Annotated in this window: 24 protein-coding genes, 1 tRNA gene and 1 pseudogene; 10 read left to right on the top strand and 16 right to left on the bottom strand. The window is 76.3% G+C overall.

What is annotated here, in order from left to right:
* From selB to PGN05_RS09250, 3 genes are all read right to left on the bottom strand, one after another.
* The coding region (gene selB, locus PGN05_RS09240) for a selenocysteine-specific translation elongation factor (RefSeq protein ID WP_419752358.1) at positions 1–1,143 on the bottom strand (1,143 nt) is incomplete at its 3' end.
* Positions 1,144–1,148: 5 nt separating this feature from the next.
* Positions 1,149–2,459: an L-seryl-tRNA(Sec) selenium transferase gene (gene selA, locus PGN05_RS09245; protein ID WP_419752240.1), complete on the bottom strand. Its 1,311-nt coding sequence runs from the start codon at positions 2,457–2,459 to the stop codon at positions 1,149–1,151.
* A 54-nt stretch (positions 2,460–2,513) separates the two neighbouring features.
* Positions 2,514–2,609, bottom strand: a tRNA-OTHER gene (locus PGN05_RS09250).
* A gap of 52 nt (positions 2,610–2,661) precedes the next feature.
* Between PGN05_RS09250 and PGN05_RS09255 the strand changes: the two genes are divergently transcribed.
* Positions 2,662–3,270 (top strand): helix-turn-helix transcriptional regulator, encoded by a 609-nt coding sequence (locus PGN05_RS09255; RefSeq protein ID WP_419752241.1) that lies wholly within the window; start codon positions 2,662–2,664, stop codon positions 3,268–3,270.
* 12 nt (positions 3,271–3,282) lie between these two features.
* Here the strand turns inward: PGN05_RS09255 and PGN05_RS09260 are convergent, their stop codons facing one another.
* Positions 3,283–3,897, bottom strand: a complete 615-nt coding sequence (locus tag PGN05_RS09260) for a DUF6624 domain-containing protein (RefSeq protein WP_419752242.1) — start codon at positions 3,895–3,897, stop codon at positions 3,283–3,285.
* A 90-nt stretch (positions 3,898–3,987) separates the two neighbouring features.
* Between PGN05_RS09260 and selD the strand changes: the two genes are divergently transcribed.
* The 6 genes from selD to PGN05_RS09290 are packed head-to-tail and all read left to right on the top strand — an operon-like array spanning position 3,988 to position 7,650.
* Positions 3,988–4,995: a selenide, water dikinase SelD gene (gene selD / locus PGN05_RS09265; RefSeq protein WP_419752243.1), complete on the top strand. Its 1,008-nt coding sequence runs from the start codon at positions 3,988–3,990 to the stop codon at positions 4,993–4,995.
* Between the two features lie 60 nt (positions 4,996–5,055).
* Positions 5,056–6,021, top strand: coding sequence for a zinc-binding dehydrogenase (locus tag PGN05_RS09270; RefSeq protein WP_419752244.1), 966 nt, complete (start codon positions 5,056–5,058; stop codon positions 6,019–6,021).
* On the top strand, positions 6,018–6,479 hold the full coding sequence (locus tag PGN05_RS09275; protein WP_419752245.1) for a YbaK/EbsC family protein: 462 nt from the start codon (positions 6,018–6,020) through the stop codon (positions 6,477–6,479). Before PGN05_RS09270 ends, PGN05_RS09275 begins: the two co-directional genes overlap by 4 nt.
* 23 nt (positions 6,480–6,502) lie before the next feature.
* Positions 6,503–6,811, top strand: a complete 309-nt coding sequence (locus tag PGN05_RS09280) for a hypothetical protein (RefSeq protein WP_419752246.1) — start codon at positions 6,503–6,505, stop codon at positions 6,809–6,811.
* Between the two features lie 60 nt (positions 6,812–6,871).
* On the top strand, positions 6,872–7,105 hold the full coding sequence (locus PGN05_RS09285) for a helix-turn-helix domain-containing protein (RefSeq protein ID WP_419752247.1): 234 nt from the start codon (positions 6,872–6,874) through the stop codon (positions 7,103–7,105).
* A 2-nt stretch (positions 7,106–7,107) separates the two neighbouring features.
* Complete coding sequence (locus PGN05_RS09290; RefSeq protein WP_419752248.1) at positions 7,108–7,650, top strand: Clp protease N-terminal domain-containing protein; 543 nt, start codon at positions 7,108–7,110, stop codon at positions 7,648–7,650.
* Positions 7,651–7,714: 64 nt separating this feature from the next.
* Here the strand turns inward: PGN05_RS09290 and PGN05_RS09295 are convergent, their stop codons facing one another.
* Together PGN05_RS09295 and lepA are read right to left on the bottom strand one after the other, a co-directional pair.
* Positions 7,715–8,371 (bottom strand): MOSC domain-containing protein, encoded by a 657-nt coding sequence (locus PGN05_RS09295; RefSeq protein ID WP_419752249.1) that lies wholly within the window; start codon positions 8,369–8,371, stop codon positions 7,715–7,717.
* The gene (lepA, locus tag PGN05_RS09300) at positions 8,368–10,212 is read right to left on the bottom strand and encodes a translation elongation factor 4 (protein WP_419752250.1); all 1,845 of its coding nucleotides are present in this window, start codon (positions 10,210–10,212) and stop codon (positions 8,368–8,370) included. The genes PGN05_RS09295 and lepA overlap by 4 nt, the downstream gene beginning before the upstream one ends.
* Before the next feature lie 183 nt (positions 10,213–10,395).
* Here lepA and rpsT point away from each other — a divergent pair, with 183 nt between their 5' ends.
* Positions 10,396–10,662 (top strand): 30S ribosomal protein S20, encoded by a 267-nt coding sequence (gene rpsT / locus PGN05_RS09305; protein WP_419752251.1) that lies wholly within the window; start codon positions 10,396–10,398, stop codon positions 10,660–10,662.
* Between the two features lie 70 nt (positions 10,663–10,732).
* Here rpsT and holA read toward each other — a convergent pair whose 3' ends face one another.
* From holA to PGN05_RS09355, 10 genes and pseudogenes are all read right to left on the bottom strand, one after another.
* Positions 10,733–11,722 (bottom strand): DNA polymerase III subunit delta, encoded by a 990-nt coding sequence (holA, locus tag PGN05_RS09310; protein ID WP_419752252.1) that lies wholly within the window; start codon positions 11,720–11,722, stop codon positions 10,733–10,735.
* A 340-nt stretch (positions 11,723–12,062) separates the two neighbouring features.
* Positions 12,063–14,177, bottom strand: a pseudogene (locus tag PGN05_RS09315) (ComEC/Rec2 family competence protein); the annotation flags it as partial.
* Positions 14,174–15,016, bottom strand: coding sequence for a helix-hairpin-helix domain-containing protein (locus PGN05_RS09320; RefSeq protein WP_419752253.1), 843 nt, complete (start codon positions 15,014–15,016; stop codon positions 14,174–14,176). The pseudogene PGN05_RS09315 and the gene PGN05_RS09320, both read right to left, overlap by 4 nt.
* 137 nt (positions 15,017–15,153) lie before the next feature.
* Positions 15,154–16,077, bottom strand: a complete 924-nt coding sequence (locus PGN05_RS09325) for a DegV family protein (protein WP_419752254.1) — start codon at positions 16,075–16,077, stop codon at positions 15,154–15,156.
* Between the two features lie 83 nt (positions 16,078–16,160).
* Positions 16,161–16,916 carry a histidine phosphatase family protein gene (locus PGN05_RS09330; RefSeq protein WP_419752255.1) on the bottom strand — a complete coding sequence of 252 codons (756 nt, stop codon included), beginning with the start codon at positions 16,914–16,916 and terminating at the stop codon, positions 16,161–16,163.
* Entirely contained in the window at positions 16,913–17,560 is a 648-nt protein-coding gene (gene rsfS / locus PGN05_RS09335) for a ribosome silencing factor (protein ID WP_419752256.1), read from the bottom strand. Before rsfS ends, PGN05_RS09330 begins: the two co-directional genes overlap by 4 nt.
* The gene (gene nadD / locus PGN05_RS09340; RefSeq protein WP_419752257.1) at positions 17,557–18,300 is read right to left on the bottom strand and encodes a nicotinate-nucleotide adenylyltransferase; all 744 of its coding nucleotides are present in this window, start codon (positions 18,298–18,300) and stop codon (positions 17,557–17,559) included. Before nadD ends, rsfS begins: the two co-directional genes overlap by 4 nt.
* A 53-nt stretch (positions 18,301–18,353) precedes the next feature.
* Positions 18,354–19,802, bottom strand: coding sequence for a vWA domain-containing protein (locus tag PGN05_RS09345; protein WP_419752258.1), 1,449 nt, complete (start codon positions 19,800–19,802; stop codon positions 18,354–18,356).
* Positions 19,802–20,689 carry an AAA family ATPase gene (locus tag PGN05_RS09350; protein ID WP_419752259.1) on the bottom strand — a complete coding sequence of 296 codons (888 nt, stop codon included), beginning with the start codon at positions 20,687–20,689 and terminating at the stop codon, positions 19,802–19,804. Before PGN05_RS09350 ends, PGN05_RS09345 begins: the two co-directional genes overlap by 1 nt.
* 47 nt (positions 20,690–20,736) lie before the next feature.
* Positions 20,737–21,993, bottom strand: a complete 1,257-nt coding sequence (locus PGN05_RS09355) for a glutamate-5-semialdehyde dehydrogenase (protein WP_419752260.1) — start codon at positions 21,991–21,993, stop codon at positions 20,737–20,739.
* Between the two features lie 74 nt (positions 21,994–22,067).
* Between PGN05_RS09355 and PGN05_RS09360 the strand changes: the two genes are divergently transcribed.
* Positions 22,068–23,084 carry a metal ABC transporter substrate-binding protein gene (locus tag PGN05_RS09360; protein ID WP_419752261.1) on the top strand — a complete coding sequence of 339 codons (1,017 nt, stop codon included), beginning with the start codon at positions 22,068–22,070 and terminating at the stop codon, positions 23,082–23,084.
* Positions 23,081–23,875, top strand: coding sequence for a metal ABC transporter ATP-binding protein (locus PGN05_RS09365; protein WP_419752262.1), 795 nt, complete (start codon positions 23,081–23,083; stop codon positions 23,873–23,875). Before PGN05_RS09360 ends, PGN05_RS09365 begins: the two co-directional genes overlap by 4 nt.

A 23,875-nucleotide genomic window follows, 5' to 3' on the forward strand; every position in this document is an offset into this window, starting at 1 on the left:
CCCCGTGAAGTCCGCGGCGCGGACCCCCCGCCGGCGGCCGAGGTCGGCGGCCGCGCCCGCGTCCCCCGCCGGCTGGGCGGCCAGCTCGGCCGCGCGCTGCCGCGCCGCGCCGCGCCGGCGCAGCTCGGGTGGGTCGACGTCCCGGACGTCGGCACCCAGCACCCGGCGGGCCCCGGGGTCGCGCAGCAGCAGCCGGTCGCCGACCCGCAGCGGCAGCGGCGCGGCCAGCCGCAGCCGCACCGCCGTCCCCTCCAGGGGGCGCAGCCGGGCGCTGACCGCGGCGGAGCCGATGTGCACGACGACCTCGGCCGGGAGCCGGTCCTCCGGCTCCCGGCCGAGCGTGACGTCGACGTCGGTGGCGGTGCGGAAGGCGCCGGGGGTGAGCAGGGCGTCGCCCCGGGCGAGGTCCTCGACGGCGACGCCGCGCAGGTTCAGCGCCACCCGGGCGGTGGCCTCCGCCCGCTCCACCGGCCGGCCCAGCGACTGCACGCCGCGCACCACGACCTCGCGGTCCCCGAGGCGCAGCCGGTTCCCGGGGGTGACGGCGCCGGCGGCGAGCGTGCCGGTGACCACGGTCCCGGCGCCCGTGATGGGGAAGGCGCGGTCGATCCAGAGGCGGACCGGGGCGTCGCGGTCGGGGGCGGGCAGGCCGGCCAGCAGGGCGTCGAGCGCCGCGGCCACCTCGGGCACGCCGGCGCCGGTGGCGGCGCTGACCGCCACCGCGGGCACCTCCCCCATCGACGTCGCGGCCAGCCGGTGGCGGGCGTCGGCCAGCACGGGGGCGGGGTCGGCGAGGTCGGCCTTGGTCACCGCAAGTAGCCCCGAGCGCACCCCGAGGGCGTCCAGGACGGCGACGTGCTCGGCGGTCTGCGCCGACCACCCGTCGTCCGCGGCGACCACCACGAGCGCGGCGGGCACCGAGCCGACGCCGGCCAGCATGTTGCCGATGAAACGCTCGTGACCGGGGACGTCGACGACGGCGAGCCGGCGTCCCGAGGGCAGGGTCGTCCAGGCGAAGCCGAGGTCGATGGTGAGCCCGCGGCGGCGCTCCTCCTCCCACCGGTCGGGCTCCATGCCGGTGAGGGCGCGCACGAGGGTCGACTTGCCGTGGTCGACGTGCCCGGCGGTGGCGATGACGTCCATGGCGCTCACGCCACCTCCCCCGCGACGGCCAGCACCGCGGCGGCCAGCGCGTCGTCCGCGGCGGCGGGCAGGCTGCGGAGGTCCAGCAGCGTGCGGTCGCCGGCGACGTACCCCACGACGGGCGGGCTGCCGGCACGCAGCGCCTCGGCGTACCCGGCGGGCAGGGCGACGGCGGCGCTGGGCAGCGGGTGCTCGGGTGCTCCTCCCCCGCCCACCCGGGCCTCGGAGTCGACGGCTTCGGCGTCGATCCCGCCGGCGGTCAGCCGGGCGGCCAGCGCCTCGGCCCGCCGGCGCAGGACCGCCGCGTCGGCGGCGAGCATCTGCTGCACCGGCGGCAGCGGGCCGCGCAGCGTCGCCTCCAGCGCGGCCAGGGTGGTCTTGTCGACCCGCAGCGCCCGGTAGAGGGGGTGGCGGCGCAGCCGCTGCACGAGGGCGGCCCGGCCGAGGACCAGCCCCGCCTGGGGTCCGCCGAGCAGCTTGTCGCCGCTGGCCAGCACGAGGTCGGCGCCGTCGGCGAGGGTGGTCTGCAGGTCCGGCTCCTCGGGGAGGACCGGGTGCGGCCGCAGCAGCCCGGACCCGACGTCGGCCACGAGCGGCACGCCGCGGCCGGCCAACGCACCCGCCAGCTCGGCCACCGGCACCGCCCGGGTGAAGCCGCGGACCACGAAGTTGGACGGGTGCACCTTGAGCACCGCCCCGGTGCTGTCGCCGACGGCCGCCAGGTAGTCGTCGAGGGTCACGCGGTTGGTCGTCCCCACCTCGCGGAGCCGCGCGCCGGTGGCCGCGAGCAGCTCGGGGATGCGGAAGCCGTCGCCGATCTCGACCAGCTCGCCGCGGGCCAGGACGAGCTCCCCGCCGAGGGCGGTCGCCACCAGGGCGAGCGCCGCGGCGCAGTTGTTGACCACGATCGCCGCCTCGGCCGCGGGGACGGCAGCGAGCAGGGCCGAGATCGCGGCCTCCCCGCGGGGCCCGCGGCGGCCGGTGGACAGGTCGAGCTCGACGTCGGTGGTGCCGCTGGCGGCCGTGACCGCCTCGACGGCGGCCGGCGACAGCGGAGCGCGCCCCAGGTTGGTGTGCACCAGCACGCCGGTGGCGTTGAGCACCGGCCGCAGGCTGCCGGGAGTCGGGGGGAGGCCGGCCAGGACGGCAGCCACCGCCGCGCCGGGTGCCACCGCGCCCGCGCGGACCTGCTGCTGGACCTCCTGGACGGCGGCCTTCACCAGCTCGCGGCCCAGCCTCTCGGCCGCGGCGGCGAGGGCGGGCTCGGCGAGCAGCGTGTCGGTGCGCGGCACCTGCCGCCGCGGGTCGGCGCTCATCGACTGCGGAGCGTATGCGCCGGGCGGGCCGATCGACCGGGCAGTACGGACGTGTGGCGGAGGCGGACGGGAATCGAACCCGCCTGACCGAGATGCTCGGCCACGTCGGCTTTAGAGGCCGCGGGGGCCACCAGGCGCCCTGACGCCTCCGCCGGGCACCCTACGTCCCGGGAATGTCGGTGCCCAGTGCCACCCTCGCAGTGTGAGCCGCACCGACCCCCGCAGCGCCGCTCCCCTGCCGCCGGTCACCCTGACGCCGGAGGAGGCAGCGGCGGTCGCCGTCGCCCTCGCCGCGCAGCCGGAGGGCCCCTACGCCGACGCCGGCCGGGGCGCCCTGGAGAAGGTCCTGGACGCCCTCGAGCCCGATCCACGCCGGCGCGCCCAGCTGCTGGCCGCGAGCCTGTGGGTCAGCGCCGAGGCCGGCTCCGCCGAGCGGGTCCGCGCGGCGCTGGAGCGCGCGGTCGAGTCGCGCCGCGTCGTGGTGCTCCGCTACCGCGACGGCACGGGCCGGGCGTCGCGGCGCGAGGTGGAGCCCCAGCTGCTGACCCGCACCGCCGACCACTGGTTCCTCGTCGCCTGGTGCCGGGAGCGGCAGGCGCCGCGGTGGTTCCGGGCCGACCGCATCGAGGGTCTGGACCTCACCGGCGAGACCGCGCCGGGGCGCGACCCGGGCGACGTGGGGGTCCCCCCGTCGCCCGGTCACCCCGCGGGGCGGGCGCTGCGCCGTCCGCCGGCTGCCGATCCGGTTCCCGCCGCCCGGCCCGGCCGGGAGCGTCCGCGGCTCGTCGTCCTCCCGGGCGGCCGGCCCTAGCGGCCACCTGCCTCACTCCCCGGCGCAGATCTCGGCCATCTCCGCGAGGTAGTCGGCCAGCGGTTCCAGCCCCGCGGCGGCCCGCCGCTCGTCGACCGCGGCCTCGTCGGCGATCGGGGTCGCCGGCGCCGGGCCGCCGGGACCGCACCCGACCTGGGTGCCGTAGAGCTGCGGCCGGCCGGCCCCGACCGCGACCCGGTCCTCCAGGTAGGCGAGGTTGCCCGGCGACGCCTGGCCGGCGGCGACGACCGGACGGAGCAGCTCCAGCGCCCGCCGCTGGAGCGCGGGGTCCTGGTCGGAGTGCTGGGCGATGAGCCACGCCGCGTCCTCGCCGTCCTCCCCGACGAGGTCGAACGTCGGCCAGCCGTGCTCGTCGAGGATCGCGGCCAGCCGGGTGGTGCGCGGGTCGTCGCCCTCCAGGTCGGCGCCGCCGGTGCGGCCGCTCTGGTCGCGCTCGGCCATCGCGAGGAGCTCGTCGTGCAGGGCCTGGTCGAACAGCGGCGAGCGCGGCGGCCCGCTCGCGGGAGGAGCCGGCGTCGGGCTCGCGGTCGCGGCGGGCGCCGCGGCGTCCGGCGACGAGCAGGCGGCCAGCAGCACCAGCAGGACGGCGAGCAGCGACCTGGACATCGACGGGCTCCTCCCGGGGGCGCCCATGCTGGCGGCCGGCCGGCCGGACGTCGAGAGGGCCGCGACCTGCGGCGGGACTACGGTCGGGCCGTGACCACCGCACCCACCCGCATCCGGCTCACCCAGTACGCCCACGGCGGGGGCTGTGCCTGCAAGATCCCGCCCGGCGAGCTCGAGCAGGTGGTCGCGGGGCTGACGGCCACCGGCCCGCGCGACCCGGCCGCCGAGCTGGTGGTCGGGCTGGACGACGGCGACGACGCGGCCGTGGTGCGCATCGCCGGCGGGCAGGGCCTGGTGCTCACCACGGACTTCTTCACCCCGGTGGTGGACGACGCGCACACCTTCGGCCGGATCGCCGCGGCCAACGCCCTCTCCGACGTCTACGCGATGGGCGGCACCCCGGTCGTCGCGGTGAACCTGCTCGGCTGGCCGCGGGACGTGCTGCCGGCCGAGCTCGCCGCCGAGGTGTTGCGCGGCGGCCTGGAGGTGGCCCAGGAGGCCGGCTGCCACGTCGGCGGCGGGCACTCGATCGACGACCCCGAGCCGAAGTACGGGATGGCGGTGACCGGCGTCGTCGACGTCGACCGGATGATCACCAACTCCGCCGCCGTCGCCGGGACGCCGCTGTCGCTGACCAAGCCGCTGGGCGTCGGGGTGCTCAACAGCCGGATGAAGGCGACCGGCGAGGTGTCGGAGGAGGCGGTGGCCTCGATGACCGCGCTCAACCGGGACGCCGGCCGGGCCGCCGTCGGCGCCGGCATCCGCGCCGGGACCGACGTCACCGGTTTCGGCCTGCTGGGGCACCTCTACAAGATGGCGCGGGCCAGCGGGGTCACCGCGGTCGTCGACGCCGCCGCCGTCCCCTACCTCGCCGGTGCGCGGGAGGCGCTGGCCGCCGGGTACGTCTCGGGCGGCACGCGGCGCAACCTGGACTGGGTGCGCCCGCACGCGGACCTGTCGGCGGTCCCGGAGGACGAGGCGCTGCTGCTGGCCGACGCGCAGACCTCCGGCGGGCTCCTGCTCGGCGGCGAGGTGCCCGGCGCCCCGGTGATCGGCGAGTTCGTGCCGCGCGGGGAGTTCACGGTCGTCGTCCGGTAGCGATCACGCCGGACGTGACCGGCGTCGCAGGTGGGGGGCGGCTCCGTTAGCGTCCGGGGCATGCTCGCTGCCTTCGTCTCGACGCCTGCTCCGAAGGACCCGCTCTCCGTGCTCGAGATCGGCGAACGCCCCGAGCCGGAGGTCCCGGACGGCTGGACGACGGTGCAGGTGAAGGCGGCCTCCCTCAACCACCACGACCTGTTCAGCCTGCGCGGGGTGGGCCTGCCGCAGGAGCGGATGCCGATGATCCTGGGCACCGACGCCGCGGGCCTGGACGAGGACGGCAACGAGGTCGTCGTGCACGGCGTCGTCGTCAGCCCCGGCTGGACCGGCGACGAGACGCTGGACCCCAAGCGGACGCTGTTCTCCGAGCTCCACCAGGGCACGATGGCCGAGCGGGTCGCCGTCCCCCGGCGGAACCTGGTGCCCAAGCCGACCGAGCTGTCCTTCGCCGAAGCCGCCTGCCTGCCGACCGCCTGGCTGACCGCCTACCGGATGCTGTTCGTCAAGTCCGGGCTGCGGCCGGGCGCGACCGTGCTCGTGCAGGGCGCCAGCGGCGGCGTCGCCACCGCGCTGGTGTCGCTGGGCCGGGCGGCCGGCTTCCGCATGTGGGTCACCGGGCGCAGCGAGGAGAAGCGGCAGGCCGCCCTCGCCCTCGGCGCGGACCAGGCCTTCGAGACCGGGGCGCGGCTACCCGAGCGGGTGGACGGCGTCATGGAGACCGTCGGCGAGGCGACCTGGAGCCACAGCGTGAAGTCGCTGCGTCCGGGCGGCGTCATCGTCATCTCCGGCGCCACGACCGGGTTCAACCCCGGCGCCGAGCTGAACCGGGTGTTCTTCACGCAGCTGTCGGTCGTCGGGTCGACGATGGGCACCCGCGCGGAGCTGGAGTCGCTGGTGCAGTTGTGCCGGGTCACCGGCGTCCGCCCGGTGATCGACGTCGAGCTCCCGCTGACCAAGGCCGGCGAGGGCTTCGAGCGCATGGAGCAGGGCAGGACCGCCGGAAAGATCGTCTTCACGCTGTGACCCCCGTCGAGCGGGTGGTCGCCGCGCTCCGCGCCGCCGAGGTACCGGCGGAGGTGCGGCGCTTCGAGGTGCCGGTGCCGACCGCGGCCGCCGCGGCGGAGGCGCTCGGCTGCGCGGTCGGGGCCATCGCCAACAGCCTGGTGTTCGACGCCGACGGCGACCCCCTGCTCGTGCTCGCCAGCGGCGGGCACCGCGTGGACACCGGCGAGGTCGCGGCACTGGTCGGCGCGTCCCGGGTCCGCCGGGCGAGCCGGGAGTTCGTCGCCGCGGCGACCGGCCAGGAGGTCGGCGGGGTCGCCCCCACCGGCCACCCGGCCCCGCTGCGGACCGTCGTCGACGTCGACCTCGCCGTCCACCCGCTGGTGTGGGCCGGCGGCGGTGACCACTTCACGATGTTCTCCGTGACCTATCCCGACCTGGTGCGGCTGACCGGCGGCGTCGAGGCCACCGTCGCTTGAGCGGCACCGAGAGAGGAGCCGAGGTGATCGCCCGCACGTGGCGGGGCTGGGTCCGCACCGAGGACCGTGACGCCTACGTCGACTACATCCAGCAGACCGGCATCGCGCACTACCGGTCCACCCCCGGCAACGTGGCCGCCCACATGCTCACCCGCGACCTCGGCGACGGGCGCACCGAGGTGGTCACCCTCAGCTTCTGGACGTCGCTGGACGCGGTGCGCGGGTTCGCCGGCGACGACGTCGAGGTCGCCCGCTTCTACCCCGAGGACGACCGCTACCTCCTCGACCGGGAGGTCACCGTCACCCACTTCGAGGTCCACGAAGAGGGCTGAGCCACCCCTGTCCGTCAAACTGGGTTGACATCGCCGGTCGGGTCAACTTATGTTGACCGCATGGCGGACCCAGCACAGGTGGCCTCCGCTGCCAGCAGCCGGGACCCGTCGGTCGGCCTCACCGCCGTCCGCGCGCTCCGCACCCTGGTCGAGCGGCTCGAGGGCCTGCAGGTGGACAACGCCCGCGAGCAGGGGTGGACGTGGGAGCAGATCGCCCAGCTCCTCGGCGTCACCCGGCAAGCGGTGCACAAGAAGTACGCGCGCGGCCGCGGGCCGCTCCGGCGGAAGGACTGACCATGTTCGAACGGTTCACACCCCGCGCCCGCGAGGTCGTCGTCGGCGCCCAGACCGAGGCCCGCGAGCTGCGGCACGGTCGGATCGGCACCGAGCACCTGCTGCTGGCGCTGACCCGGCCGTCGGACACGCCCACGGCGCGGGTCCTGGCCCGGCACGGGCTCACGCACGCCGTCGTCGTCGAGGCCGTGCGGACACTGACCGGCGCCGAGGACCTCGACGCCGCCGCGCTCACCACGCTCGGCATCGACCTCGACGCCGTCCGGGAGGCGGTGGAGGCGTCCTTCGGTCCCGGGGCCCTGGACGCCCCCGAGCGCCGGGCCCGCGGGGACGCCGGCCACATCCCGTTCAGCCCGCGGGCGAAGAAGGTGCTCGAGCTGGCGCTGCGCGAGGCGATCGCGCTCAAGTCGCGGTCGATCACCGAGGTGCACCTCGCGCTCGGGCTGCTGCGGGAGGGTCAGGGGCTGGCGATGAAGGTGCTGCACGACCGCGGGATCGACGCGGTCGACCTGCGCAGCGATCTGGTCACCACCCTCGGCGACTGACGAGCGGGCGGCCCGGGCGTTGCCGGACGCCCGGACCGCGGGGACGCCGGGCCGCCCGCGGCGGTCAGACGCCCGCGGCGGTGCGCGCGGCGATCCTCGCGGCGATCTTGTCGCGGGTCCGCAGTGGCAGGTGCGCCACCGCGGGGGCGATCTCGGGCAGGCGGTGCTTCTCGGTGGTGTAGGCCCGGAACACCTGGCCGACGGTGATCCCGTGGTCGGGGCGGTGCACGACCTCGACGGGGTCGCCGGCGCCGACGTCCCCGGTCTCGAGCACCCGCAGGTAGGCCCCGCTGGCGCCGCGGGCGGTGAACCGCTTGACCAGCCGGGGCACGCCCCAGAACCGCTCGAAGTTGGCGCACGGGATGCGGCAGTCGGTCACCTCGAGCAGCGTGGTCCCGACCCGCCAGCGCTCGCCGAGCACGGCGCCGGTCAGGTCCAGGCCCGTCGTCCGCAGGTTCTCGCCGAACCGGCCGGCAGGGAGCTCCCGGCCGAGCTCGGCGGACCACCAGTCGGCGTCCTCCTGGGCGTAGGCGTACACCGCCTGGCCCTCGCCGCCGTGGTAGCGGCGGTTGACCTGGACGTCGCCGTCGAGGCCGAGCCGGCCGACGGCGACCCGGCCGGTCACCGGCCGCTTGTCGATGCCGCTGCGGTTGGGCCGGCGGTCGGGCAGGGGCAGCAGGTCGGAGCCGGAGACGCAGACCGCCTCGACGCGGCCGCTCACTTCTTGGAGGCGGTGGACTCGTTGGTGGACAGCGCGGCGACGAAGGCCTCCTGGGGGACCTCGACCCGGCCCACCATCTTCATCCGCTTCTTGCCCTCCTTCTGCTTCTCCAGCAGCTTCCGCTTGCGGGTGATGTCACCGCCGTAGCACTTGGCGAGGACGTCCTTGCGGATGGCGCGGACGGTCTCCCGGGCGATGACCCGCGACCCGACGGCGGCCTGGATGGGCACCTCGAACTGCTGCCGCGGGATGAGCTCGCGCAGCTTGCCGGCCATCATCACGCCGTAGCTGTAGGCCTTGTCCTTGTGCACGATCGCGCTGAACGCGTCGACCGCCTCGCCCTGCAGCAGGATGTCCACCTTCACCAGCGAGGACTCCTGCTCGCCGGCCTCGGAATAGTCGAGAGAGGCGTAGCCGCGGGTGCGCGACTTCAGCGCGTCGAAGAAGTCGAAGATGATCTCGCCGAGCGGCAGCGTGTAGCGGAGCTCCACCCGGGACTCGCTCAGGTAGTCCATGCCGCCGAGCTGGCCGCGCCGGCTCTGGCACAGTTCCATGATCGCGCCGGTGTAGTCGCTGGGCGCGATGACCGTGGCGCTGACGACCGGCTCGAAGACCTTGTCGATCTTGCCCTCGGGCCAGTCGCTGGGGTTGGTGACGGTGATCTCCGAGCCGTCCTCCATGACCACCCGGTAGACGACGTTCGGCGCGGTGGAGATGAGGCTGATGCCGGCCTCGCGCTCCAGCCGCTCGCGGACGATCTCCAGGTGCAGCAGGCCGAGGAAGCCGACGCGGAAACCGAAGCCGAGCGCGGCGGAGGTCTCCGGCTCGTAGACCAGCGCGGCGTCGTTGAGCAGCAGCTTGTCCAGCGCCTCGCGCAGCAGCGGGTACTCGCTGCCGTCGATCGGGTAGAGGCCGGAGTAGACCATCGGCTTGGGGTCGCGGTAGCCGCCGATCGACTCGGTGGCCGGCTTGTGCAGCAGGGTCACGGTGTCGCCGACCCGGGACTGGCGGACGTCCTTCACCCCGGTGATGAAGTAGCCGACCTCGCCGACGCCGAGGCTCTCGACCGGCTTGGGCTCCGGGGAGATGACGCCGATCTCGAGCAGCTCGTGGGTCGCGCCGGTCGACATCATCTTGATCCGGTCGCGGGCGGCGATCCGGCCGTCGACGACGCGCACGTAGGTGATCACGCCGCGGTAGATGTCGTAGACGCTGTCGAAGATCATCGCCCGGGCCGGACCCTCGGCGCGCCCGGTCGGCGCCGGGATCTGGGTGACGATCTGGTCGAGCAGCTCGGGCACGCCCTCGCCGGTCTTGCCGCTGACCCGCAGGACGGTGTCGGCGTCGCAGCCGATGATGTGCGCGATCTCCGCGGCGTACTTCTCCGGCTGCGCGGCCGGGAGGTCGATCTTGTTGAGCACCGGGATGATCGTGAGGTCGTTCTCCATGGCCAGGTAGAGGTTGGCCAGGGTCTGGGCCTCGATGCCCTGCGCGGCGTCGACGAGGAGGACGGCCCCCTCGCAGGCGGCCAGCGACCGGGACACCTCGTAGGTGAAGTCGACGTGGCCCGGGGTGTCGATCATGTCGAGGACGAACTCGGAGCCGGCCTGCTCGCCGGTCGACGGCGTCCACGGCAGGCGCACGTTCTGGGCCTTGATGGTGATGCCGCGCTCGCGCTCGATGTCCATGCGGTCGAGGTACTGCGCGCGCATCTGCCGCGCCTCGATGACCCCGGTCACCTCGAGCATCCGGTCGGCCAGCGTCGACTTGCCGTGGTCGATGTGGGCGATGATGCAGAAGTTCCGGATGCGGGCGGGGTCGGTGTAGGCGGGAGTCGTCACAGTGCCCCCATCGTCCCACGACCGGCCGCGTCGGCCACCGATTGCGTGGGGTGGCGCCGGCAGACCCGCGGGTTGGGGTCGTGCGGCCGACGCTGGTATCTTGGCAGACCGGTCCGCTGACGCTCGCCGTCCGGACGCACTGTCCAGAAGTACTCCCTCCCGAGAGACACCCGAGGCTCACGCGTGGCGAACATCAAGTCCCAGATGAAGCGGATCAAGACCAACGAGAAGGCGCGTCAGCGCAACGTTGCCGTCAAGTCCGCCCTCAAGACGGCGGTCCGGCGCTTCCGCACCGCTGCCGACGCCGGGGACGCCGCGGCCGCGACCGCCGCCCTGCAGACCGCCAGCAAGGCGCTGGACAAGGCCGCGAGCAAGGGCATCATCCACAAGAACCAGGCCGCCAACCGCAAGTCCGGCATGGCCAAGCAGGTCGCCAAGCTCGACGCCTGACGCTCCGCTCCGCGTAGAGCCCCCTCCCCGCCCGGGACGGGGGCTCTTCGTGTCTCCGGAGCCGGTCCGGTCAGCGCCGGCCGCGGCCGCTCTCGGCGCGGATGTCGACGATCCGCCGCACGGCCCGCTCCAGCGCGTGGTCGGCGCTCGCCGCCGCCCCCTTGACGTCGGCGTTGAGCTCCGCGGCCACGCCGATCGCCTGCTGCAGCCCCTCGATGCTCCAGCCGCGGGCCTGGGCCTGCGCCTTCTTCACCTTCCAGGGCGGCATCTTCAGGGTGCGGGCCAGGTCGCCGGGGTTGGCGCTGCGGACCGAGGAGACCCGCGCCGCGGTCCGGACGCCGTCGGCGATCGCGTCGGCGATGAGCACGTGGGCCACCCCCCGCTGCAGCGCCCAGCGCAGCATCTCCAGGGAGCCCCTGCGGTCGCCGACGAGGACCCGCTCCGCGACCGTGAAGCCCGTGACCTCCGCCTGGCCGCGGTGGAACCGGGCGACGGCGTCGGCGTCGACGGTGCCGCCGAAGTCCGAGACCAGCTGGCGGGCGGCCGACGACAGCTGCCGCAGGTCCGCCCCGATCGCCTCGACCAGGGACGAGGCCCCGTCCGGGGTGATCCGGCCGCCGGCCGAGCGCACCTCGTTGCGCACGAAGGCGATGCGGTCCCCTACGGAGCTGACCTTCGGGCAGTCGTCGACCGCCGCCCCGGCCGCGGTGAGGGCCTTGATCAGGGCCTCGTTGCGCTTGCCGCCGTGGTGCACGACGACCAGCGTCAGGTCCGGGTCGGGGTCCTTCGCGTAGCCGGTGATGGCGTCGCACAGCGCTCCGGCCGCCTCGTGCACGCCGGTGACGACGACCAGCCGGTGCGCCCCGAACAGCGAGGGGGCGAGGACGTCGGCGAGCTGACCGACCGGGAGGCCCTGGGCCGGTAGCTCGTGCAGCTCCGCGTCGGGGTGGCGCTCGAGCACCGCCACTCGCACCGCCGAGACCGCGCGGGACCGCAGCAACTCCTCCTCGCCCACCACGGCGCGCAGGCGGGAGGTGGGGGCCGGGGGTGCTGCTGCCACACCGGCATGGTGTCACGCCGCTGCGACGGTCCCGGCGTCCCGCGCGGACCGCGCCGGCGGACGCCGCCCGGACCTCCGGCGCGGAGCTTGCGCCCGAGGTGGCCCTGGCGCCGTCCGACGCCGTCGTGGCGGCGTCCCTCCCCCGGGCGGCGATCCCCCACGACCCCCGGTCCCCGGTCACCGCGAGGTCGCCCTCCACGTCCGTGCGGTGCACGCGGATGCCCTCCTGCGCCAACCAGGACAGCACCCGCGGGGTCGGGTGGCCGTAGGTGTTGTCCGCTCCCACCGTCACCACCGCGACCCGCGCGCCGGTGGCGGCGAGGAAGCCGCGGTCGGCGTCGGCACTGCCGTGGTGCGGGACCTTGAGCACGTCGGCCCGCAGGTCCACGCCGTCGGCCACCAGGCGCGCCTCCGCCTCGGCGCCGAGGTCCCCGGTGAGGAGGACCCGCACGCCGCGCTGGGTGAGGCGGACGACCAGCGACAGGTCGTTGGCCGCGGCCGCGGCGGTCGCCCGCTCGGGCGCGGGCGCCAGCACGTCCAGTGTCGCGGTGCCGACGGTGCGACGGTCCCCCGGCACGAGGACCTCCCGCTCGGCTCGCGCCCGTCGCACCTGGGTGTCCAGGCGGGCCGCGCGGTCCTCGCCGGGGGACAGCGTGCCCGTCGCGACCACGCCCACCTCGCGCCCGGCCAGGGCCCCGGCGAGGCCCCCGGCGTGGTCGGCGTCGAGGTGGGTGACCAGCACCAGCGGCAACCGGTCGATGCCCAGCCGGTCCAGGCAGCGGTCGACCGCACCGACGTCCGGCCCGGCGTCCACCAGCACCGCCTCACCGGGTCCGGTGGGCACCACGAGGGCGTCCCCCTGGCCGACGTCGCACGCCACCAGCACGGTGCGGTCCGGTGGCCACCCGCGCGCCCACTGGCGCAGCGGCCAGCCGAGGACGATCACCCCCACCAGCGCGGCCAGCGCCAGCGGCCGGGCGCGGGGGAACCGCCACAGCAGCCACCCGGCGGCCAGCAGCAGCACGGTGAGGAAGACGGCTCCGCGGGTGCCGGCCGGCCATCCGGTCGCACCGTCGGGGAGGGCGGCGGCTCGCTGGGCCACGACCACCAGCCACCTGGTCGGCCACCCGGCCAGCCACACCAGCGCGTCCCCCACCGGTGGGGCCACGGTCCCGGTCAGGGCCGCGAGGAGGCCGAGGATCGTCGCCGGCGGCACGGCCGGGGCGGCGAGCAGGTTGGCCGGCAGCGACACCGGGCTGACCAGGCCGGACAGGCCGGCGACCAGCGGCGCGGTGGCCACCCCGGCGGCCGCGGCCACCGCCACGGCGTCGGCCGCCAGCCGGGGCCAGCCACCCACCCGCAGCCGCCGGGACCAGCCCGGCGCGAGGAGCACGATGGCGGCGGTGGCCGCGACCGAGAGGGCGAAGCCGGCGTCCCGCGCCAGCGCGGGATCGAGCAGCAGGAGGACGGCCACGGCACCCCCCAGCGCGGGCACCGCCGCCCGGGAGCGGCCGGTGGCCAGGGCCAGCAGGGTGACCGCACCCATCGCCGCCGCCCGGACCACGCTGGCGCTGGGCCGGGCGAGCAGGACGAAGCCGGCCAGGGCCACGACGGCGACCAGCGCCTGGACGCGCCGGTCCACCACCCGCCGGCGCAGCGGGACGAGGACACCGGCCAGCACGATCGCCACGTTGGCGCCGGAGACGGCGGTGAGGTGCGCGAGACCGGCCCGGCGGAACTCCTCCACGAGGACGGGGTCCATCGCCCGGGTGTCCCCGACGACCAGGCCGGGCAGCAGGCCGCCGGCGTCGGGGCCGAGCACCCGCTGAGCCGAGTCGGACAGCGCGTTCCGCAATCCCCCGGCCGCGCGCTGCACCCACGGGGGCCGCCCCAGCAGGTCCGGCGGGGACCGCGCCGACAGCCGGGCCACCAACCCCTCCGCCGCGTCGCCCGGGGAGACGGCGGCCCGCACCCGCACCTCCTGGCCGGGGAGCAGCCCGAGCCACTCGTCCGCGGGCCCGAACAGGAGCACGTCGTCGTCCAGGCGGATGCGGTCGGCACCGTCGTCGAGCCGGGTGACGGTGGCCTCGACCACCGCCCGGGACGGACCGGCGCCGCGCACGAGCACCGGGTCGCCGGACAGCTCGAGGTCCAGCCGCACCGTTGCGCGGTCCTCGGCCACGGCGGCGAGGGGCGAGGCCTCGCGGGCCGCCGTCCGCAGCGCTGCCGTGGCACAGGTGACCGCCAGCGCCGCGAGCACGCCCAGCAGCACGACCGTCCGGGCCGATCCCCGCCGCCGCGCCACCGCTGCGGCGGCCACCGTCGCCAGACCGGCGGCGACGACCAAGCCGGCCACGGGGACGAGGGGCGCCGCGAGCGTGCCGACCCAGACGGTCGCCGCGGCGGGGGTCAGCCGCAGGTCCAGCCACGCCCAGCGCGGAGCGGGACCGCTCACACCCGCACCAGCTCGGCCAGTTCGGCGAACGTGGCCGGCCCGATCCCGGGGACGTCGTCCAGCTGCTCGACGCTGCGGAAAGGCCCCTGCTGCTCCCGGTGGTCGACGATCCGCTGCGCGAGCACGGGGCCGATGCCGGGCAGCGCGTCCAGGTCCGCGGCCGTGGCCGCGTTGAGGTCGACCGGGCCGGGACCACCCCCCGGTCCGGCCGCCGCGCCGGTGGCTGCCGGTGCTCCCGGCACCCCCACCGCGATCTGCTGGCCGTCGGCCACCACCGCGGCGAGGTTCACCGTGGCGGGGTCCGCCTCGGGCAGCAGGCCGCCCGAGGCGGCGACGGCGTCGGCGACCCGCGCCCCCTCCGGGAGCGTGACCAACCCGGGCCGGGCCACGAGCCCGACCACGGAGACGACGACGGTGGCCGACGCGTCCGCCGCCACGGATGCGGCCGCCGGTGGACTCTCCGACGGGACGGCGGCTGTCGTGGTCTCCGGCGGAAGGGGCGGGGCGAGCTCGACCTGCGGCCGGCTGGCCCAGGTGACGATCGCGACCAGCAGCGCCGCGATGCCCCCGACGACCCACAGGGACCACGCGCCCCGGCGGCCCGGATCCAGCCGCACCGCGCTGCCGGGCGTGCGGTGGCGCCCGATGCCGTCCGGGAGCCCGGCACCGTCCTCGTCCTCCTCGTCGGCTCGCGTGCTCCCGCCGACCGGCGGTCCGCCCGGGTCGACGGGGGCGTCGTCGGGCACCCAGCCCGGCGTCCGGCCGCCCTCGTCGAGCAGCGCCCGCAGCCGGGCGCGGATCAGGTCGGCGTCGTCGCTGCGGCGGGAGGAGAGGCGCACCCGGCGGACGGTAGGCAGTCGCCCCGGCACCTGGCAGGCGCCGCGGAGGACTGTGGACAGCGGTCCCGGCTGTGGACGGCGAACCGGCCTGCGGGGCCCCGGCCGGGCACGCTGCCCCGGTGCCGAACGCCTGCCGCTCAGCCCGCTCCCGGGTCCCCCGCCTCGTTGCCGCCCTGCTCCGCCGCGCGGTCGCCGGGTTCGTCCGCCGGCACGCCGCTGGCCGGCGCCACGACGAGTCCCGCGGCGCCCGGGCCCACGTGCGCGCCGATCGCGGCGCCGAGCTCGCTGACGTAGAGCTCCCGGAGGTCCGGGATCCGGTCACGGAGGTCGGCCGCCAGCCGCTCCGCGCGCTCGGGTGCGACCAGGTGGTGGACGGCCACCGACACCGGGTCGCCGCCGGCGGCGTCCACGGCCCGCTGCACCAGGCGGGCCAGCGCGCGGGCCGACGTGCGCACCTTCTCCAGCGGCACGACCCGGCCGTCGACGACGTGCAGCACCGGCTTGACGGCCAGGGCGGTGCCGATCATCGAGGCGGCCGACCCGATGCGCCCGCCGCGGCGCAGGTGCTCGAGGGTGTCGACGACGAACGTGGTGCGGGTGCCCGCGGCCGTGTCCCGGGCCGCCGCGGCGACGCGGTCGGCGTCCGCTCCCGCCTCGGCTGCGCGAGCGGCAGCGAGCACCGCGAAGCCGTTGCCCATCGCCGCCGAGCGGGAGTCGACGACGGTGACGATGTGCTCACCGACCTGAGCGGCCGCCAGCCGGGCCGCGTCCACGGTGCCCGACAGCTCGGCGGACAGGTGGACGGAGACGATGCGGTCGGCGCCGGCCTCGAGCCGGCGCCGGTAGGCGGCGACGAAGTCACCGGGGGTGGGCCGGGAGGTCGACACCTTCTGGCCCCGGACGGACAGGGCGCGGGCCACGTCGGCCGGCCCGATGTCCTGCCCCTCCCGCCCGGACCGGCCGGCCATGACGACGTACAGCGGGACCACCGAGACCGCGTACCGCTCGACCAGCGGAGGGGGCAGGTAGGCCGTGGAGTCGGTGACCACGGCGACGGACATCGGGCGAGGCTAACCCGCGGAGGCGGTCCGGGGCGGCTCGCTCCGGAGGGGAGCCCCCCGATCGGGAGCCACGGGAACGGTCGTCAGGCGACCGCGTCGGCGTCCTGGACCGGCGCGCCGTCGACGACCGCCGTCGCGGCACCCTCCTCCGGACTGGCTCCGGCTCCGGGGGCGCCCACCGTCCCGACCGCGCGCGCCCCGGCGGCAACGGTCGGCGCGGCGCTGTTGTGCCGGATCAGCCGCCAGCGGTCGCGCTGGACGGCGAGCTCGCTCCACGCGCAGTTCGCGAGCGGCCCGAGCACCCGGCGGTGCTCCGGCCCCAGTCCGAGCAGCTCCTCCATGAGCCGCGCGGAGGTACCGCCGTGGGTCACCACGACCGCGAGCGGCGCCGTCGGCAGGTCGAGGAGCGCGGCGAGGGCACGCCGCGGGACCTCCGCGGGGTTCTCGTCGCCGCGACCGCGCACGGGCCGGCCCGCGAGCCAGTCCGCGTACTGCTCGGGGTGGCGCTCGGCCACCTCCTCGCGGGTCAGCCCCTCCCACGAGCCCAGCCCCGTCTCCCGCAGCCGGGGGTCCAGCCGCAGGGGGACGCCGAGCCGCCCGGTGAGGGCGGCGGCGGTCTCGGAGGCCCGGACGAGGTCGCTGGAGACGACGACCGTGCCCTCCGGGAGCTGCCCCCCGTCGGCCAGGTGCCGGGCGGCGCAGGCGGCCTGCCGGCACCCCTCCTCGTCGAGCGGGGGGTCGAGCTGACCCTGGAAGCGCCCGGCGGCGTTCCACTCCGTCCGCCCGTGCCGCCAGAGCAGCAGGCGGGAGACCGGCAGGTGCGGAACCGGCCGGCTCACCGGCCGGCCGCGCCCGGGGCGGAGGGGTCGGTGTCGTCCTCCGCCGGGACGCTCCCGTCGTCGGCGGGCTCCGGGGCCAGCGGTGTCGGGTCGGCGCTCATCGGGTCGACGTCATCGGCCGAGAGCGTCCCCCGGCTGCCGGACGAGCCGGCGCCGGGCGAACCGGCGTCGGACGAACCGGCGTCGGACGAACCGGCGTCGGACGAACCCGCGCCGAGACCTCCGGCGTCGGGCGAACCGGCGTCCGGCGAACCAGCCTCGGGCGACCCGCCCGCGGGCGGCGCGGCCCGGTCGACGAACGGGATCACCGGGCAGTCCTTCCACAGCCGCTCGAGGGCGTAGTAGGCGCGCTCCTCGGCGTGCTGGACGTGCACCACGACGTCCACGAAGTCCAGGAGCACCCAGCGCGACTCGGCCACGCCCTCGCGCCGCACCGGCTTCACCCCGTGCTGCCGCAGGCGCTCTTCGACCTCGTCGACGATCGCCTGCACCTGGCGCTCGTTGGGCGCCGCCGCCAGCACGAAGGCGTCGGTGATCGCCAGCCGCTCGCTCACGTCGACGATCGAGACGTTGGTCGCGAGCTTGTCGGCGGCCGCCTGGGCGGCCAGCAGTGCGGTCTCCCGTGCCTCGGGCGAGGCGGTCATCGGGGTACCTCCTGGAGGTGGGGGGACGAGGGGTCGGGAGGCTGCTGCCCCGGCGGCGGCGCCGGGGGTCGGTCATCGCCAGGACGGTCGCCGGACGGCGGAGCGGCGCCGTTGCCGTCGGCCCGCTCGCGCGCCGCCGGCCGGGCGTCGGCGCGGGAGCGGTAGAGGCCGCGCTTCTCGATGTACTGCACGACGCCGTCGGGGACGAGGTACCAGACCGGCATGCCGCGGGCGACGCGCTCGCGGCAGTCGCTGGAGCTGATGGCCAGCGCGGGCACCTCGACCAGGCTGACCGTCCCCTCCGGCAGGTGCGCGGCACCGAGGTCGAAGCCGGGCCGGGTGACCCCGATGAAGTGCGCCAGCTGGAAGCAGCGGTCGCTGTCGCGCCAGCTCAGGATCTGGGAGAGGGCGTCGGCGCCGGTGATGAAGAAGAGCTGGTCGTCGGGGCGCTGGCGCTGGAGGTCGCCGAGCGTGTCGATCGTGTAGGTCTGCCCGCCGCGGTCGATGTCGACCCGGCTGACGGAGAACCGCGGGTTGGAGGCGGTGGCGATGACCGTCATGAGGTAGCGGTCCTCGGTCGGGCTGACCTCCCGGTGGCTCTTCTGCCACGGCTGGCCGGTCGGCACGAAGACGACCTCGTCCAAGCCGAAGAGCACCGCGACCTCACTGGCCGCCACCAGGTGCCCGTGGTGGATGGGATCGAACGTCCCACCCATCACCCCGATCCGCCGTCCTGCCACCGACCGAGCCTAACCGGGCCCCCGGACACCGGCCCGCGTGGACCGGATCGCGGTCAGAGGGTGGTGACGAAGTCGGCGAGCTGCGCGGCGGTGCGGCACTCGACCATGTCGATGACCTCGCCGTAGCGGTCGGCGGCCGAGTCGCCGCTCCCCCACAACCGGCGGGGCTCGGGGTTGAGCCAGTGCGCCGACCGGGCCCGCCGGACCAGCCCGGCCAGCACCGGCAACCCCGGCGGCCGGTGGTTGGTGCGCCCGTCCCCCAGCACCAGCAGCGAGGTCTTCGGGCCGACCGCCGCCGGCCAGCGCTCGGCGAAGACCGCCAACGCGGTGCCGTAGTCGCTGTGCCCGTCGAACCCGACGACGTCGGCCTCCCGGCCGATCCGCGCGACGGCGTCCACGACGTCGGCACCCGGCCGGAAGAACCGGGTCACCTCGTCGGTCGAGTCGACGAAGGCGAAGGCCCGCACGCCGGAGAAGTGCTCGCGCAGGGCCTGGGTCAGCATCAGCGTGAAGTGGCTGAAGCCGGCCACCGAGCCGCTCACGTCGCACAGCACGACCAGCTCCGGCTTGTGCACCTTCCGCGGCCGGTGGTGGGTCACCACCGGCACGCCCCCGGTCCCCAGCGACGCTCGGATGGTCTTGCGGAAGTCGAGCCGGCCCTCGCGGCCCAGCCGCCGCCGAGCGGACAGCCGCACGGCGAGCCGGCGGGCCAGCGGTGCCACGGTGCGCCGCAGCTCGGCGAGGTCCGCGGCCTGCGCGCGCAGGAAGTCCACCTGGTCGGCCAGCGGGCGGACGGCGTGCTTCGCGACCGCGTCCCGCCCCCGCTCGGCCGCCGCCCGCCGCCGCACCTCGGCCTCCACCGCCGCCCGGAACGCCGCCAGCCGCTCACGCACCGCCTGCCGCGCCACCTGCTCGGCCAGCCCGCCGCGCTCGCCGTCGCCCAGCAGGCCGGCCACCAGCTGCGCGACGAGGGTGTCCGGCGACAGCGCGCGCATCACCCGGTAGCCGAAGAAGGACTGCCCGGACGGCGACGGCGTCGCGCGGCCCAGCCGGTCCACGGCCTCCCGGGCGAACCGCCGCAGCGCCTCCTCGTCGCCGTCGAGCAGCAGCCGTGCCAGCCGGTCGCGCAGCAGCCCGGCCAGGTCGACGCCGCCGTCGGGGAGGTCGAGCGTCGCCCCGACCGGCCCGTCGCCGTCCGGATCGGCGTCCGGTTCGCCCGCCGGCCGGTCGCCCAGGGGCCACCACAGGTCGAACAGCACGTCGTAGGCCGGCCGCTGCGCGGCGCGCTGCAGCAGGACCGCGGCCAGCCCGTGGCGCAGCTGCTCGCGGTCCAGCAGGTCCACGACCGTGAGGATCTCCGCGGCGTCCACGGCCTGGCTGATCCCGACCGGGATGCCGGCGCCCCGCACGGCCCGGACGAACCCGTCCAGGTGCCCCGCGAGCCCGCCGTGCCCGAACGGCCCGTCGCGCCCGGCCGGCCCACCGGCCCCGGCCGCCGACATCAGTTCAGCCGCAGCTCGGCCGCGGCCCGCTCCTGGTCGCTGGCGTGCTTGAGCACGACGCCCAGGGTGGACCGCACCGCCGTCTCGTCGAGCGTGTCCAGCCCCAGCTCGAGCAGCGTCTGCGCCCAGTCGAGGGTCTCCGAGATCGACGGTGACTTCTTCAGCTCCAGCGCCCGCAGCGCCCGGATCGTGCGGACCAGCTGCTCGGCCAGGCCCGGCGCGAGATCGGGCACCCGGGAGAGCACGATCTCCCGCTCCCGCTCGGCCGACGGGTAGTCGAGCGCCAGGAAGAGGCAGCGCCGCTTGAGCGCCTCCGACAGCTCCCGGGTGGCGTTCGAGGTGAGCACGACCATCGGCCGCCGGGCCGCGGTGACGGTGCCCAGCTCGGGGATGGTCACCTGGAAGTCCGAGAGCACCTCGAGCAGCAGCCCCTCCACCTCGACGTCGGCCTTGTCGGTCTCGTCGACGAGCAGCACGGTCGGCTCGGTGCGCCGGATGGCGGTGAGCAGCGGCCGGGAGAGCAGGAACTCCTCCCCGAAGATGTCGTCGTGGACGGTGTCCCAGTCGGCGCCGTCGCTGCCCTGCGCCGCCTGGATGCGCAGCAACTGCTTCTTGTAGTTCCACTCGTACAGCGCCCGCGCCTCGTCCAGGCCCTCGTAGCACTGCAGCCGGATCAGCTCCGACCCGGTCGCGGCCGCGAGCGCCTTGGCCAGCTCGGTCTTGCCGGTCCCGGCCGGCCCCTCGACCAGGAGCGGCTTGCCCAGCCGGTCGGCGAGGAAGACCGTCGTCGCGATCGCGGCGTCGGGCAGGTACCCGGCGGTGGCCAGCCGCTTGCCGACGTCGGCGACCGAGGAGAAGTGCGGCGACTGCGACAGGGGGCGGGGCATGCGGCTCCTGGCCGGGGCGGTGGGGTGGGTGGGCGCTCGGGGTGGCGTCAGGCGCGGGTGTGGCCGCTGCCCGTCACGACGTAGGTGGTGGAGGTCAGCTCCGGCAGGCCCAGCGGCCCGCGGGCGTGCAGCTTCTGCGTCGAGATGCCGATCTCGGCGCCGAACCCGAACTCCCCGCCGTCGGTGAACCGGGTCGAGGCGTTGACCAGCACGGCGGCGGCGTCCACGCCGGCGGTGAAGTCGGCGATGGCCCGCGCCGAGTCGGCGACGATCGCCTCGGAGTGCCCGCTCCCCCACCGCTCGATGTGGTCGAGGGCGGCCGGCAGGTCGTCGACGACGCGGACCGCCATGTCCATCGACAGGTACTCGGTCGCCCAGTCCTCGTCGGTGGCGGGGACGACGGCGTCGTGCGCGGCCCGCGCCGCGGCGTCCCCGTGCAGGGTCACCCCGGCGTCCACCAGCGCCGACAGCAGGCGCGGCAGGAACGGGACGTCGCGGTGCACCAGCAGCGTCTCGGCGGAGTTGCAGACGCTCACCCGGTGGGTCTTGGCGTTGAGGACGATCGCCTCGGCCGTGCCCGGGTCGGCCGACGCGTCCACGTACACGTGGCAGTTGCCCTCGCCGGTCTCGATGACCGGCACCCGCGCCTCGCGGACCACGCGCTGGATCAGCGACGCCCCGCCGCGCGGGATGACGACGTCCACCAGGCCGCGGGCACCGAGCAGCTCGCCCACCGACTCCCGCTCGGCCGGCAGCAGCTCGATCGACCCCTCCGGCAGCCCCGCCTTCGCCGCCGCCTCGGTGAGGACGGCGACCAGTGCGGTGTTGGTGCGGAAGGCGGACGCCGAGCCGCGCAGCAGCGCCGCGTTGCCGCTCTTGAGGCACAGGCCCGCGGCGTCCACGGTGACGTTCGGCCGCGCCTCGTAGACGATGCCGACCACCCCGAGCGGCACCCGCACCTGGCGCAGCTGCAGCCCGTTGGCCAGCGTCGACCCGCGGACGACGTCCCCCACCGGGTCGGGCAGGGCCACCAGCTGGCGGAGCGCGTCGGCCACCCCGGCCACCCGCGCGGGGTCCAGCCGCAGCCGGTCGAGGATCGCCGCGGGCGTGCCGGCGGCCGCGGCCGCCTCGAGGTCGGCGGCGTTGGCGGCGAGCACCTCGTCGGTGCGCTCGACCAGCGCGTCGGCCATCGCGCGCAGCGCGGCGTCCTTGGTGTCGGTGGGGAGGGTGCGCAGCACCCGGGCGGCGGCGCGGGCACGCAGTGCCGCGGCGCCGATCAGCGGCAGGCCGGAGACGTCGGACACGCCCGCGAGGGTACGCGTGCGGCCGCGCCGGACCCGGTGCCCCGACCCCGGGATGCTGTGCGAGAATGATTCTCATGAACGTTCCGACTCGCAGCACCCTGCTCGCCGCCGCCTCGGCCACCTCCCTGCTGCTGGCCGGCTGCGGCGACGACGGCGGCGCTGCGGCCGGGAGCGCCGGCGGGGACGGCCCCACCGTGGTCGCGGGCTTCTACCCGCTGCAGTGGGCCACCGAGCGCGTCGGGGGCGACCGGGTCACGGTCTCCTCGCTGACCCCCGCGGGCGCGGAACCGCACGACCTCGAGCTCACGCCGCGCGACGTCGCCGCCGTCGTCGACGCCGACCTGCTCGTCTACCTCGAGGGGTTCCAGCCGGCCCTGGACGACACCGCCGCGAACGAGGCCGCCGACACCGCGTGGGACGCCGGCCAGGCCGCCGACCTCTCGCTGACGATCGAGGAGCACGGCCACGAGGGCGAGGGCGAGGCCGAGGAGGAGCAGGCCGAGGAGGAGCAGGCCGAGGAGGAGCAGGCCGAGAAGGAGCACGCCGAGGAGGACGGGGAGGGCGGGGAGTCCGTCGACCCGCACTTCTGGCTGGACCCGACCCGGCTGGCCGCCGTCGGCGAGGCCCTGGCCGACCGGCTCGCCGATCTCGACCCCGACGGCGCGGACACCTACCGGCAGAACGCCGCCGCCCTGGGCAGCGACCTGGCGGCCCTGGACGCCGAGATGGCGGCGGGCCTCGCGACCTGCGCCGTGGACACCCTGGTCACCGGCCACGACGCCTTCGGCTACCTGGCCGACCGGTACGGTCTCGAGGTGGTCGGCATCAGCGGGCTGAGCCCGTCGCAGGAGCCGGACCCGTCGCAACTGGCCGAGATCTCCACGCTCGTGCGCGAGCGCGGCGTCACCACCGTCTACACCGAGACGCTCGTCGACCCCGCCGTCGCCGAGACCGTCGCCGAGGAGGCCGGCGTGCAGACCGCCGTCCTGGACCCGCTGGAGGGCCTGACCGACGAGTCGGCCGGCAGCGACTACCTCGAGGTCATGCGGGCCAACCTGGCCACCCTGCAGGCGGGGCAGTCCTGCTCGTGACCCCCGACGCGCCGGCCCTGCGCCTCCGGGACGCCAGCATCGGCTACGGGGACGTCGCCGTCGTGCGGGGCGTGGACCTGACCGTGACGCACGGGGAGGCGGTCGCCGTCCTGGGCTCGAACGGGTCGGGCAAGACCACCCTGGCGCGGGGCCTGCTGGGCCTGGCCGCGGTGCTCGACGGCGAGGTCACGGTGCTCGGCGCACCGGTCGGCCGGCTGCGGGAGCGCGGCCGGGTCGGCTACGTCCCGCAGCGGCACACGGTGAGCGGCGCCGTCCCGGCCACCGTCCGCGAGGTGGTGTCCGTCGGCCGGCTGGCCCGGCTCGGGCTGCTGCGCAGGCTGCGCCCGGCCGACCGGGCGGCCGTCGCCGACGCGGTGGCCGCCGTGGGCCTGGCCGACCGGCTGGGCGACCCGGTGGCCTCGCTGTCCGGCGGACAGCAGCGGCGGGTGCTGGTCGCCCGCGCGCTGGCCGCCGAGCCGGAGCTGCTGATCATGGACGAGCCGACCGCCGGCGTCGACGCCGCCAGCCAGGACGCTCTGGCCGCCGTCCTCGCGGGCGTCTCCGCCGCGGGCGCGACGCTGCTGGTCGTGACGCACGAGACCGCCCCGCTGGCCGGCGTCCTCACCCGCGCGGTGGTCGTCGACCACGGCCGGATCAGCTACGACGGCCCGCTCGCCGGCGCCCAGTCCGACGTCGACGGCGGGCACCACCACCCCGAGGACGCCGGCCGGCCCCCGGCGAAGGGCTACCGCCTCGACCAGCCGCGGGTCACGAGCGACGGAGGACGCTGA

The sequence above is a fragment of the Geodermatophilus sp. CPCC 206100 genome (genome assembly GCF_048569675.1).
Lineage (GTDB): Bacteria > Actinomycetota > Actinomycetes > Mycobacteriales > Geodermatophilaceae > Geodermatophilus.

Bases quoted from the DNA above. Each gene is read 5' to 3' on its own strand.
- PGN05_RS09290 (WP_419752248.1), top strand. From the start codon at position 7,108: ATGTTCGAACGGTTCACACCCCGCGCCCGCGAGGTCGTCGTCGGCGCC.
- PGN05_RS09270 (WP_419752244.1), top strand. From the start codon at position 5,056: ATGCTCGCTGCCTTCGTCTCGACGCCTGCTCCGAAGGACCCGCTCTCC.
- rsfS (WP_419752256.1), bottom strand. From the start codon at position 17,560: ATGACCGCCTCGCCCGAGGCACGGGAGACCGCACTGCTGGCCGCCCAG.
- PGN05_RS09260 (WP_419752242.1), bottom strand. From the start codon at position 3,897: ATGTCCAGGTCGCTGCTCGCCGTCCTGCTGGTGCTGCTGGCCGCCTGC.
- PGN05_RS09345 (WP_419752258.1), bottom strand. From the start codon at position 19,802: ATGTCGGCGGCCGGGGCCGGTGGGCCGGCCGGGCGCGACGGGCCGTTC.
- PGN05_RS09350 (WP_419752259.1), bottom strand. From the start codon at position 20,689: ATGCCCCGCCCCCTGTCGCAGTCGCCGCACTTCTCCTCGGTCGCCGAC.
- PGN05_RS09285 (WP_419752247.1), top strand. From the start codon at position 6,872: ATGGCGGACCCAGCACAGGTGGCCTCCGCTGCCAGCAGCCGGGACCCG.
- PGN05_RS09325 (WP_419752254.1), bottom strand. From the start codon at position 16,077: ATGTCCGTCGCCGTGGTCACCGACTCCACGGCCTACCTGCCCCCTCCG.
- PGN05_RS09360 (WP_419752261.1), top strand. From the start codon at position 22,068: ATGAACGTTCCGACTCGCAGCACCCTGCTCGCCGCCGCCTCGGCCACC.
- selA (WP_419752240.1), bottom strand. From the start codon at position 2,459: ATGAGCGCCGACCCGCGGCGGCAGGTGCCGCGCACCGACACGCTGCTC.